Raw genomic sequence first — 12,392 nt, 5'->3', positions numbered from 1 at the left:
AAAAATGAGTCAAGAAAAAGCTTTTAATATCAGCATTCTTGCTAGCGGTAGTACAGGTAATTCCCTTTTTATTGAAACGGAACATAAAAAGCTGCTTATAGATGCAGGTCTAAGCGGGAAAAAAATCACTTCATTATTGGCAGAAGTGAATCGCAAGCCAGAAGATTTAGATGCAATCTTGGTGACCCATGAACATCGTGATCATATTCATGGTGTAGGGGTTCTTGCTAGAAAATATAAATTAGATGTCTATGCGAACGAAAAAACGTGGGCAGCGATGGATCCCTTGATTGGAAATGTTGCTGTTGAGCAAAAGCATATCTTTGATATGGGAAAAGTGCTGACATTTGGTGATATGGATATAGAAAGTTTTGGCGTTTCTCATGATGCAGCAGCTCCACAGTTTTATCGTTTCTTTAAAGATAACCGCTCATTTGTGATGCTGACAGATACGGGGTATTGTAGTGATCATCTTCGGGGAACGATCAAAGATGCAGATGCTTATTTGATTGAAAGCAATCATGAGTTAGAAATTTTACGAATGGGCCCATATCCCTGGAGCTTAAAGCAACGGATTCTAGGAGATAAAGGTCATCTATCAAATGACGATGGTGCATTGACGATGGCTGACGTGATTGGAGATCATACGAAGCGGATTTATTTAGGGCATTTAAGTAAAGAAAATAACACGAAAGAACACGCTAGAATGGCGATGGAATCAATTTTAGCTGAAAAAGGTTTAGGTGTGAATTTTGACTTTAATGTGTATGATACAGATCCAGATTCGGCATCAGAATTATTTGCGATTTGATAAATGAGGGTAAGACAAACTTGTTTTTTCAGTTTTGTTTTACCCTTTTTGTTATGCAACAAAAATCTTATAGATAATTTAATATAGGCTGACTTGCCTTGTTTTTTTTGAATGGGTGCAGTATAGTTAATTATATTTTGGAATGTTAAAAAAAGCATCTATAAAAAGTTACGGGTGTTATTTTTAGCAGTAGGAGGAATTTGATGTTTCAATTTTTACCTCATTCAGTTTTACAAATGGGTACGATTTTTCTATCGATCGTGATCGAAGCGTTGCCGTTTGTTATGCTTGGTTGTATAATCTCAGGTGCATTACACGTATTTTTAACGCCAGAACGAGTGAAAAGAATACTACCTAAAAATAAATTATTGTCGATCCTTGTGGGAAGTTTTTTAGGGTTCTTTTTCCCTTCTTGTGAATGTGGTATCGTACCGATCGTACATCAATTTGTAAAAAAAGATGTACCAACGTATACAGCATTTGCTTTCATGATCACAGCGCCGATCATTAATCCAATCGTTCTTTTTTCAACTTTTATAGCTTTTGGAAATAATGTGAAATTTGTTATTTGGCGTGTGGTCGCAGTCTGTTGGTTGCCTTGATTGTCGGTGTTTGGCTGGCGTATATCAATAAGGAACCTATTTTACAAGAGTCTGCCTTTAATAGCGCTTGTACTATAGCAGAAGAAGAGCATCAGCATAGCGAAGAAACAATTTGGCATAAATGCTGGTCTGTTTTAACTCATGGAATCGATGAGTTTTTTGATACTGGTCGTTATTTGATTTTCGGTTCATTATTAGCAGCTGCTATGCAGACCTATTTGCCGACAGGTGCGATGTTGCAGTTAGGACATACAAAACTGTTAGCGATTCTCGTCATGCTTGTTTTAGCGGCGACATTGTCATTGTGCTCTGAGGCTGATGCTTTTATTGGTTCATCGTTGCTGAGTTTATTCGGTAATGGACCGGTTGTAGGGTTTCTCGTTTTTGGCCCAATGGTGGATATCAAAAATTTACTGATGATGAAACGTTACTTCAAAACATCCTTCATGTTAAAATTTGTCGGTATTGTAACGGTTGTTGTCAGTCTGTATGCGTTGGCAATCTAAGGAGGATGGATAAATGATTCGATTTTTGATTTTAATTGGCTATACGACACTGATGATGTTTTTACAGGTGTCAGGTAGATTGAACCAATATATAAATGTTCATTACCGCTACTTAGCTATTTTATCGATGGTGCTTTCTTTTGTCTTGGCAATGGTTCAGTTGATTCTTTGGAATAAAGAAGAGGATAAAAAAACACCTGAACATCATCACCATCATGAAGATGAGCATGAGCATGGCCTAAATAAACCCTATCAAAGAGGGATTGCCTATATTTTATTAGCATTACCTTTAGTCGTGGGCTTCATGTTTCCTACAGTTAGCTTAGACACTTCGATCGTTGAGGCTAAAGGGTTTAATTTTCCACTAAGTAAAGAGTCAGTAGGAGATCCTGACGTAGAGACACAGTATTTGAAACCGGACACGAGTATTTATTTTGATAAAACAGAGTATGAAAAGCAAATGAAACAAGCGTTGAAACAATATATCAAAGATGATAAAGTGACTGTGACAGAAGAAAATTATTTAGAAGTGATGGAACTGATTTATAATTATCCAAGCGAGTTTATCGGAAAAACGATTATGTATAAAGGATTTGCTTTCAATTCTTCACAAAATGAGGAAGCGAATATATTTGTTTTCCGTTTTGGTATTATTCATTGTGTGGCGGATTCCGGAGTATTTGGCTTATTGACCATATGCCTGAGGGGCAGACCTTTAAAAATAATGACTGGGTGGAATTAACGGGTACGATTCATTCAGGGTACTACGCGCCGTTTAAGCGAGAGCTTCCGATGGTAGATGTTACAAAAGTAAAAAAAGTTGAAGAGCCGAAAAATCAATATGTTTATCGCTCATTTTAAATAGAATTGGACGAATAATAGTATTTGGTGATCTCGCACTAGTTAAAGGGAATAGTACGGACAATAGACCTGACTCATAACTTTGGATGTTATGAATCAGGTCTATCATTTATTGTATTGAGTTTACATACAATAAGCTATTTACTTTTCCCAAACCAATTGATACTCCAACTCACCTGTGCTATCTATTTGTTCACTGACTTGTTGAAAGCCTTGTTTTAAGTAGAAATCAAGAGCCTTTTGGTTTTTAGCATAAACAGACAGAGTTAATGTATTGTATCTCGACTTCACTTCATTTAAAAGTTTTTTGCCAATTCCTTGCTGACGATACCCATTCATGACAAATATTCCGGCTATATAGGTTTCGGTGATCCCTAGAAATGCAATGATCGTTTCATCTTTATTGTAGGTATAAAGATCAGCTTGAGGCAGTTGTTTTTTTACGTATGCAAGATTTTCTTGCCAATAGGAAGCTGGAATAAAAGGATGTGCCTCCTGATTAGCCTTCAGCCAGATCGATAAAATTTCTTCCAATTCTTTTGCTGTTGGACTGTCTAATTTTTTAATCATGTTAGTATCCTTTCTGATTTGATTTATGAAAGACTAACAAATGCACTCATTAAGCCACCTCCTTGTTTATTTAGTAAATCACTATTTATCTTCTTTTTTTCGAATCAAACTCACTATTTCCCGTTTTTCTCTAAAATTTCGTATGTTATGATTCAAAACCTCGGATAAGACTAAGCCTAAAGCAATGGCGCCAGCGATCATAATAGCTTGAACGGTTGAATAAATCGCCGTTTCGTAGTTACCGATCACTAAATTTCGTACGGCTTGATAGGCTAATCCTCCCGGGACTAAAGGAACCATTCCAGGAATATTGAAAATAGTAACAGGTAGTTTTAGAGTTCTAGAAAAAATGAAACTAACTGCAGCCACACTCAAAGCACCTAACAAAGAACCTAAGGCTGCGTTTGCTCCTAGTTGAACTGCTAACCAATAAAGCATCCAGCCAGAAGCGCCAGATAAACCACAAGCTGCTAGCGAACGTCTAGGCACATTCGTAATGATAGCATAAGCTGCAGATGCTAAAAAACTAAATGAAAATTGAACCAGTAGATTGACCATATGAACCCTCCGAATTCTTATAAATGAGCGGGAATAAATCCCGATAGCTATTTCTTAATAAAATAATTGGAAAACAAAAGCAATCGCAAAGCCGATCATCGAAGCGGTCATCATTGCTTCTGTTCCTCTGGAAACGCCAGAAAGATAATGACCAGCTAGTAAGTCGCGCAAAGCATTTGTGATTTGCACACCTGGGACTAAGGGCATAACGCAGCCGATAATGATCATATCTTGATTAACGCCTAACCCGATCTGACTGCTTAAAAGAGCGGCACACCCGATAAAAAATGCAGCTAAAAACTCTGAAAGAAATTTAATACGCAAAATCTTTAAACTTGAGTAATACAGAACATAACCAAAACCTCCGATTAGACAGGTCAAAAATAAATCTGCCCAAACACCGCCAAATAAAATCATAATCGTTCCACTGACAATAGCAGCACTGATAAATCTTAGCCATAGTGGAAAAAATTTTCGCTCCCGTTCTAAGTCTTTAAGCTGTTCTAAGAGTTCGTCTAATGTATATGAGCCAGTTACATATTCTCTGGAAAGCTGATTGATCCTTGAGACTTTTTCTAAATTGATCGAGCGATTTAAAATTTGTACCATCCGGATCGTTGAAGTGCCATCTAACCCTACAAAAAGGCCGGTTTGGGTGACATAGCTGACCAGGCGATAATCTCCTGATGCTAAAGCAATGCGGCTCATCGTATCTTCCACTCGATACATTTCGGCATCACTTTCCAGCATGATTTTCCCTGCTAACAAGCAAGTCTCTAAAACTTTTTCTATATCAATAGTTGCCATTTATTTTCCTCACTTTTCGTTCAAACATTTGTCTATAATTTAGTATAGTTGATTCTAGTTGGAAAAAATAGCATAGAGTTACAAAAATAGTAAAACAGATGGATTAAACGGTGTAAAAGAGTGATTATTCGGTTGGTTTCCATTTTTGTAAGAACCTTACAAAAATATATTATCACTTTCTGATTTCTTATCGTATAATAAGAAAAAGTGTGAAACTAAAGAACGATTGTGAGGGAAATGATGATTTTATTGGGTTCATTGATTAATGGGGTAGCAATTATTTTTGGCAGTTTATTAGGAGCGATTTTGCGCAATATTTCAGAACAAATGAAAGATACCGTAACAAAAGGGATCGGCTTAGGTGTATTAGTCTTAGGTATTCAAATGGCTTTGAAAACATCTTCTTTTATAATAATTCTGATTAGTTTGTGTTTAGGTGCGATGATTGGAGAATTTTTGAAAATCGAAGATAATATGAATGAATTTGGCTTAAAATTAGAAAAACGCTTTGCGAAACCAGGCAGTAATTTTGCAGAAGGATTCGTAACTGCTTCTCTGATCTTTTTGATTGGGTCGATGGGAATCATCGGAGCAATTGAAAGTGGTGTCGCTAATCAGCATCAAACGCTATTTACAAAAGCTGTAATGGATGGTTTTATGTCGATCATGCTGACGGCTACTTTGGGCGTGGGGGTGCTTTTTTCTGCGGTACCAGTATTTCTTTATCAAGGAATTATCGCGTTAGCTGCGAGTGTTTTGATGCGCTATATACCTAAAGAACTGCTGGAAGCTTTAATGGCAGAAATCAGTGCGATCGGTGGCTTGATGATTTTAGCGATTGGTTTGAATATCATTGGGATTACAAAAATTAGAGTCTCTAGTTATCTTCCAGGAATTTTGCTATTGATTGCCATCGTTACAGCCAAGTTTTATCTGTAGTCGCTCTTAGAATTTTGTGGTAAATGGTGACATAATGTTGTCATCATTTTTGTGCTAGACTGTTGGTACAATAGAATAAGGAGTGGATAAAATGACAATTCAATTAACAGAAAAAAAGATCAAGGGAATCAAAATACGTACGAATAATGATCGGCTAGATGAGATCATTGGGTTATGGAATCAGGTGCCAACCATGCAACTTGAAGGTGATTTTTACGCAGTTTATTCAAATTATGAAAGCAATTTTAAAGGTGACTATGACTTGTTGGTTGGTAATGAACAAGCTGAATATACTGATTTTACAGTTATTACTGCAGGTGATTACGTTGAAATTCCAGTGAAAGATACTGATCCACAAAGTGTGGGTGAAGCGTGGCAAGCTATTTGGAAAGACGAAGCTTTGGAGGAAAAGCGTAGCTATCAGAAGGACCTTGAATATTATAAAAAAGATGGTACGGTAACGATTTATCTTTCCGTTTAAATTGAGGCCGTTTGTTCAAAAGACTAAGACGAAGGTTAATGAGATTGAAACGTGTTTTAGTGTAATGACTGTATCTGCTTCTACCAATTATCCGGATTTCACGTGAGTGGGATATGACTCGAAGAGTTATATCTCACTCACTTTTTTTATGCAAATTATTCTGTATATCATATGACTTTCGTGCATAAATATTTATTTAAAATGTATAAATTAATAAAAAACCGTTGACTTGTGAAGCGGAAAAACATATACTATTAAAAACAAGACGCAATTGACTAAAAATAAAACGAAAAGAAGTGAAGTAGATGAAGGTCTCTATTGTTGGAGTAACAGGTTATGGCGGGTTGGAGCTTTTACGATATCTTAGACAACATCCTTTTGTTGAAGTTGTCTCGATCCATAGTCACTCGATGAATAAAAAATCATTAGAGACTGTTTATCCACATTTGAAGCAACTCATTTCTTTGCCGCTAGAAGAGATTGATTCTAAAAAAATTATGGCGCAAAGCGAGCTGGTCTTACTAGCAACGCCCAGCGGTATTTCCAAAGAGTTGGCGATCCCTTTTATCGAAGCAGATTTTCCTGTGATCGATTTATCGGGTGATTTTCGCTTAAAAACTTCTGGTGCGTATGAAACATGGTATGGTTCAACGGGGGCACCGTTGGATGTGATTGGAAAATTTGATTATGGTTTAGCTGAGTATCGTGAAAAGCCTGAGTCGAAATGGATTGCCAATCCAGGCTGCTATGCGACAGTGGCAGAATTGTCTTTAGCCCCACTATTACAAGCAAACATCATTGAATTAGATTCGATGATCATTGATGCTAAGTCAGGTATTTCAGGTGCAGGAAAAGGCATCTCTCAAGCAACTCATTTTTCTGACACACATGATAATATGTCGCTGTATAAAATGAACAGCCATCAGCACATTCCTGAAATCATGCAGCAGTTCAAAAAATGGGCGCCAAAACTCAAAGCCATTCAATTTTCAACATCGTTGATTCCAGTAACGAGAGGAATTTTTTTGACCGCATATGCCAAATTGAAGCAGCCGATTTCTGACGAGAAATTAACCGAGTTATATCAAAGCCATTTTGAGAAAAACGTATTTGTTCGTATTCAAGAAACAGGACATTATCCTGTTCTTAAACAAGTGATCGGTTCTAATTACTGTGATATTGGTTTGGCTTACAATCCTAAAACAAATCTGGTTACGATCGTAGCAGTTATTGATAATTTAGGAAAAGGTGCTGCCGGTCAAGCAATCCAAAACTTGAATATTTTTGCAGGTTTTGATGAGCGATGTGGGTTGGATCAATTACCAATTTACCCATAAAGATAAAACTAGTCGATAACGAAAATAATGTTAGGCTTTAAAAAGGGAGCGACAACTATGAAGAAGGTCATTGTTATAAAAATGGGTGGAGTAGCCAGCGATAATTTAACAAAATCATTTTTTGATCAGGTCGATCAATGGCAAAAAGAAGAGAAAAAAGTCGTGATCATTCACGGCGGCGGTCACTATATTTCTGAAATGATGCAGCGTTTAGATGTGCCTGTGGTGATTAAAGATGGATTGCGGGTAACGACCGAAGAAACTTTGAACATTACGCAAATGGTTTTGATCGGCCAAGTACAGCCGATGATCACAGCTCATTTTCAGCAAAAAGGGTTTTCTGTTGTTGGTCTGAACGCTTCTTGTGGACAAATCATCACTGGAACATTTCTTGACAAAAATACGTTGGGAGCAGTTGGTGAGGTGGAACAGGTCGATACTGAGCTGTTGGAGCATTTGCTTGAAACAAATCATATTCCAATCATTGCGCCTTTAGGTTTGACTAAAGAAGGAGAATGGCTGAATATTAATGCCGACCATGTTGCTTGTAAAGTAGCTGAAGAACTGCAAGCTGAGAAATTGTACTTATTAACAGATGTACCTGGTGTAAAAAAAGAGCAACAATGGTTAAAAGAACTTGCAATCAGCGAGATTCCCAAATTGAAGACAGAAAAAGTTATTAAAGGCGGGATGCTGCCAAAATTAGAAAGTGCCGTTGCAGCCATCAAAGGTGGCGTAAAAGAAGTTCATATCACAAATCAAATTCAAAAGGCTGGAACGATCATCAAGTCTAAGGAGGTTTATGCATGAGTTATTTATTTCCAAACTATCAACGAAAACAACTAGAATTGATCAAGGGTTCTAAAAATATACTGACAGATCACTTTGGGAAAAGTTATCTTGATTTTACTAGCGGGATTGGTGTGATGAATTTAGGATATGATGATCCAGAATTAAACCAAGTTTTGGCAACTCAAGCGACTCTTTTGTGGCATACACCGAATCTGTATGAAAATCACCTACAAGAACAAGCGGCAGAAAAGCTGGCTAATGGCAAAGACTATCTTGGTTATTTTTGCAACAGTGGGGCAGAAGCGAATGAAGCTGCAATAAAATTGGCCCGCAAGGCAACTGGGCGAAGTAAAATCATCACGTTTACAAACTCTTTTCACGGCCGTACTTATGGTGCGATGAGTGCAACTGGGCAAGCAAGTATCCATACGGGATTTGCTCCTTTAGTACCAGATTTCGTTTATCTTCCTTTTAACGAATTGGCCCCATTAGAAGCGGAAATCGATCAACAAACAGCGGCTGTTATGTTGGAGTTGGTGCAAGGTGAAGGTGGAATAGTTCTAGCAGATGAACAATGGATTCAATCCGTTCAAAAACTTTGTCATAAGTTTGGCGTTTTGTTGATCATTGACGAGATTCAAACTGGAATTGGCCGGACGGGTACTTTTTACGCTTACGAAAACTATCAGCTAGAACCAGATATCTTTACGCTGGCCAAAGGACTAGGTAATGGAATTCCTGTTGGCGCGATGCTAGGCAAGGTAGAGTTGGCGGAAGCTTTCGGTCCTGGAAGCCACGGTTCAACTTTTGGAGGAAATAAATTAGCACTCAGTGTTGCTAATACTGTTGCCGATCGCATCAATCAAGCAGAGTTTTTAGAGGAAGTTCAAAACAAAGGCGAGCAATTAATGAAAGGACTTAAGCAACTGGCTAAAAAAAATCCATTAATCATCGACGTTCGCGGCAAAGGATTGATGGTAGGAATCGAGTTAGTTGATCAAGAAACTTTAAGCCAAGTTGTAGATCAATTAGAAGTAGAAGGCTTGCTTGCGTTGAAGGCTGGAAAAACGGTTTTACGTCTATTACCACCATTAACGATTACAAAAACCGAAATCGATCAAGGACTGGCGATTATCGAAAAGGTTTTAATGAAATAAGTTTCATAAGCTCATTTTGTTGAACGAGCCTGTAAAGCTTTTAAATCATCCAGCAACACAGGCTAACTTCTCGGAAAAAAGATAAAATTGGATGTGGCAAAAAGCACCACTTCAAATTTTYCTATTTTTCATTCGAAGTTGAACGAGCCTGTAAAGCTTTTAAATCATCCAGCAACACAGGCTAACTTCTCGGAAAAAAGATAAAATTGGATGTAGCAAAAAGCGCCACTTCAAATTTTCCTATTTTTCATTCGAAGTTGAACGAGCCTGTAAAGCTTTTAAAGTAAGGAGAGATGTAAATGATTCAGTCATTGTATGGTAAAAGTATTTTAAATTTAACTGAATTAACCAAAGAAGAGTTTCTTTCGGTTATTGAGTTAGCTGTAGCGATCAAAGCGAAACCAGAGGCGTATCGCGGCGTATTGGCAGGTAAGATTTTGGCAATGATTTTTGAAAAAAATAGTACACGAACACGTATGTCGTTTGAGGCAGGCATCATTCAACTTGGGGGTCAAGCGATTGTGTTAGACTCTAAAAGTACACAAATGGGTCGCGGCGAACCTGTCAAAGATACGGCTAATGTGATGTCTAGTTATGTTGATGCAATCATGATCCGTACCTATTCAGATCAAATGGTTGCAGAACTGGCAGAAGAATCTTCAGTACCAGTCATTAATGGATTGACAGATGATCATCATCCATGTCAGATTTTGGCGGATTTCCAAACGATTTTTGAACAAAAAGGCAGACTTGAAGGAATTAAATTAACGTATATTGGAGACGGCAATAATATGGCGCATTCCTTTTTGATTGGCGGAAGCATAGTGGGGATGGACGTGACGATAGCAACACCAGTAGGCTATGAGCCGAAGAGTGAATTTGTTGAACTGGCTAAAAAGAATGCAAAAAGCAGCGGTAGTAAAATTGAATTATTAAATGATCCGCTTCAAGCTGCCAAAGATGCAGATGTTCTAGTAACAGATGTTTGGGCAAGCATGGGAGCAGAATCAGAACAAAAAGAACGAGAGGAAGTATTCAAAGACTTTCAGGTCAATAATCGATTAGTCGTTCAAGCCAAAAAGGATTATTTATTCCTGCATTGCTTACCTGCACATAGAGGAGAGGAAGTGTCCGCTGATATTATTGACGGAGCTCACTCCGCTATTTATCAAGAAGCAGCCAATCGTCTCCATGCCCAAAAGGCGTTGATGGTCAAAGTTATGGCAAATCTATAAAGATAAAATGGCGAGCTTGGGTCAGAGGTGTTTAACCCCGAGAAATAAGAATGGGTTGCTTCTGATCCATCGTTTATCCGAATTTAGAGCCTTTGACAAAACTGATTTTTAGTTTTGTCAAAGGCTCTTCATTTTTTTGAAAAGCATACATGACCCATTGCCTCGTAGTATGTCGATCGATCATTGAAAAGCCAAACTTAGACAGATACGCCTGAAAATCGGTTGTTTTTTTTAAATTCGGTAAAAAGTAGTTTATTTTTGTTGATTCACAAGCAAAAATGACAATGCCATTTGGTTTAAGTACACGATGAATTTCATGTAAAGCTTGATCTAAGTCATCCCAATGAAAATGCGTTTGAAAAGCTGTTACAAAATCAAAAGTTTCAGAATCAAATGTCAGCGCATGGACATCCATTGTTTCAAAGTGAATCATTTTGTCTGAATAAGACTTATTTGCTTGTGAGATCGCATCTTCAGAAATATCGATGCCTACTACGGCTAGTGAGTTTCTTTGTTTCAAAAGATAAGCAGTGGAAATTCCGTTGCCTACACCAATATCCAAAATGCTCGAGTGCTCTGGTAATTCGATTTTAGTTATTGTCCACTTCACTAAGGTAGGTAAACTCTATTCCAAAGGCGCATCATCAAGATTCCTAAAAACCCCGTTGGCTTTTTCGATTGTTTTAATAAAAGCCAAAATAAACAAATCAATAACACCGCAACTATCACACTAATCCCAATAAACATAAAAAAACTCCTTTATTTTGTATTCATCTCTTTAACCTAGTATACGATAAAAAAACAACTGTTAGAAAAAAACATTTTTAAATGATGACAAAATTACTGCAAAAACCAATTTATTCGCTCACTAATCCGTCAATTATGTTAAAAATAAAGGAAATCTTTAATATATAGCAGAAAATGTTAAGTTTTGTTTGTAGTTTTGGCTTGTTTTTAGTAGAATGGAACTGTATGAATAGAATAAAAGTGAGGTGTAGATAAATGGGTTTTACAGATGAAACTGTACGTTTTGATTTTGATGACAGCCGTAAGAAGGAAGTAAGTGAAACTCTGGCTACTGTATACAAGGCTTTAGAGGAAAAAGGATATAATCCGATCAATCAGATTGTGGGCTATTTACTTTCTGGAGACCCGGCCTACATTCCTCGTTACCAAGACGCTCGAAATTTGATTCGTCGTCACGAACGGGATGAGATCATGGAAGAGCTAGTTAAATATTACTTATCTGATCATGGAATCACTATTCGATGAGAGTAATGGGACTTGATGTCGGCTCAAAGACCGTGGGAATCGCTGTTAGTGATCCATTCGGCTGGACAGCTCAAGGCGTAGAAATCATTCGAATCAATGAGGAGCAGGAAGAATTTGGTTTTGAACGGTTAGCAGAATTAGTCAAAGAATATGAAGTGACTCGTTTTGTTGTAGGGTTGCCGAAAAATATGAATAATTCGATTGGACCAAGAGCAGAAGCATCAATGGCTTATGGCAAGCAAATCGAAGACCTGTTTCACATACCTGTAACTTATCAGGATGAACGTTTGACGACAGTTCAAGCAGAACGAATGTTGGTTGAGCAGGCGAACACTTCTAGGGCAAAGAGAAAAAAAGTAATTGATAAAGTAGCTGCTGTCATGATTTTACAAAATTATCTAGATGGCGCTGGCAATAAAATTTAAACGACTTGTTAGAAAACAAGTGTCAGATAAAAGGAGAGC

At 37.5% G+C, this 12,392-nt stretch carries 13 protein-coding genes and 2 pseudogenes; 11 read left to right on the top strand and 4 right to left on the bottom strand.

All coding sequences use genetic code 11. The features are described from left to right. Window positions 1-4 precede the first annotated feature (4 nt). The 3 genes and pseudogenes from V192_RS0108845 to V192_RS19770 all read left to right on the top strand — a co-directional run bounded on the left by V192_RS0108845 (window position 5) and on the right by V192_RS19770 (window position 2,780). Window positions 5-811, top strand: coding sequence for an MBL fold metallo-hydrolase (locus V192_RS0108845; protein ID WP_025870931.1), 807 nt, complete (start codon window positions 5-7; stop codon window positions 809-811). 203 nt (window positions 812-1,014) lie between these two features. Further along, window positions 1,015-1,919 (top strand): annotated as a pseudogene (locus V192_RS19775) (permease). A gap of 13 nt (window positions 1,920-1,932) precedes the next feature. Then, window positions 1,933-2,780: pseudogene (locus tag V192_RS19770) on the top strand (TIGR03943 family putative permease subunit). 141 nt (window positions 2,781-2,921) lie between these two features. On the opposite strand, the gene V192_RS0108830 reads toward V192_RS19770, so the two are convergent. The 3 genes from V192_RS0108830 to V192_RS0108820 form a co-directional block, all read right to left on the bottom strand. Further along, window positions 2,922-3,350: a GNAT family N-acetyltransferase gene (locus V192_RS0108830; RefSeq protein ID WP_025870929.1), complete on the bottom strand. Its 429-nt coding sequence runs from the start codon at window positions 3,348-3,350 to the stop codon at window positions 2,922-2,924. 81 nt (window positions 3,351-3,431) lie between these two features. Next, the gene (locus V192_RS0108825) at window positions 3,432-3,923 is read right to left on the bottom strand and encodes a threonine/serine exporter family protein (RefSeq protein ID WP_275574534.1); all 492 of its coding nucleotides are present in this window, start codon (window positions 3,921-3,923) and stop codon (window positions 3,432-3,434) included. A 39-nt stretch (window positions 3,924-3,962) separates the two neighbouring features. Further along, complete coding sequence (locus tag V192_RS0108820; RefSeq protein ID WP_025870926.1) at window positions 3,963-4,715, bottom strand: threonine/serine exporter family protein; 753 nt, start codon at window positions 4,713-4,715, stop codon at window positions 3,963-3,965. Window positions 4,716-4,955: 240 nt separating this feature from the next. Between V192_RS0108820 and V192_RS0108815 the strand changes: the two genes are divergently transcribed. From V192_RS0108815 to argF, 6 genes are all read left to right on the top strand, one after another. Beyond that, window positions 4,956-5,654, top strand: coding sequence for a DUF554 domain-containing protein (locus tag V192_RS0108815; protein WP_025870924.1), 699 nt, complete (start codon window positions 4,956-4,958; stop codon window positions 5,652-5,654). A 91-nt stretch (window positions 5,655-5,745) separates the two neighbouring features. After that, the gene (locus V192_RS0108810) at window positions 5,746-6,135 is read left to right on the top strand and encodes a GyrI-like domain-containing protein (RefSeq protein ID WP_025870922.1); all 390 of its coding nucleotides are present in this window, start codon (window positions 5,746-5,748) and stop codon (window positions 6,133-6,135) included. A gap of 305 nt (window positions 6,136-6,440) precedes the next feature. Then, window positions 6,441-7,472, top strand: a complete 1,032-nt coding sequence (argC, locus tag V192_RS0108805; RefSeq protein WP_025870921.1) for an N-acetyl-gamma-glutamyl-phosphate reductase — start codon at window positions 6,441-6,443, stop codon at window positions 7,470-7,472. Between the two features lie 57 nt (window positions 7,473-7,529). Further along, the gene (argB, locus tag V192_RS0108800) at window positions 7,530-8,282 is read left to right on the top strand and encodes an acetylglutamate kinase (protein WP_025870919.1); all 753 of its coding nucleotides are present in this window, start codon (window positions 7,530-7,532) and stop codon (window positions 8,280-8,282) included. After that, entirely contained in the window at window positions 8,279-9,421 is a 1,143-nt protein-coding gene (locus V192_RS0108795; protein ID WP_025870917.1) for an acetylornithine transaminase, read from the top strand. Before argB ends, V192_RS0108795 begins: the two co-directional genes overlap by 4 nt. 299 nt (window positions 9,422-9,720) lie before the next feature. Then, the gene (gene argF / locus V192_RS0108790; protein WP_029948190.1) at window positions 9,721-10,656 is read left to right on the top strand and encodes an ornithine carbamoyltransferase; all 936 of its coding nucleotides are present in this window, start codon (window positions 9,721-9,723) and stop codon (window positions 10,654-10,656) included. Window positions 10,657-10,729: 73 nt separating this feature from the next. On the opposite strand, the gene V192_RS19765 is transcribed toward argF, so the two are convergent. Further along, entirely contained in the window at window positions 10,730-11,266 is a 537-nt protein-coding gene (locus V192_RS19765; protein ID WP_239644622.1) for a class I SAM-dependent methyltransferase, read from the bottom strand. 392 nt (window positions 11,267-11,658) lie between these two features. On the opposite strand from V192_RS19765, the gene V192_RS0108780 reads away from it, so the two are divergent. Then, on the top strand, window positions 11,659-11,928 hold the full coding sequence (locus V192_RS0108780; protein WP_010760982.1) for an IreB family regulatory phosphoprotein: 270 nt from the start codon (window positions 11,659-11,661) through the stop codon (window positions 11,926-11,928). After that, the gene (ruvX, locus tag V192_RS0108775) at window positions 11,925-12,353 is read left to right on the top strand and encodes a Holliday junction resolvase RuvX (RefSeq protein ID WP_025870912.1); all 429 of its coding nucleotides are present in this window, start codon (window positions 11,925-11,927) and stop codon (window positions 12,351-12,353) included. The genes V192_RS0108780 and ruvX overlap by 4 nt, the downstream gene beginning before the upstream one ends. Window positions 12,354-12,392: the final 39 nt, after the last annotated feature.

Source organism: Enterococcus crotali, assembly GCF_000633635.1.
Taxonomy (GTDB): domain Bacteria; phylum Bacillota; class Bacilli; order Lactobacillales; family Enterococcaceae; genus Enterococcus_L; species Enterococcus_L crotali.
Note: the sequence above shows the minus strand (reverse complement) of the source record. Positions and strands in the feature narration are given on the sequence as shown.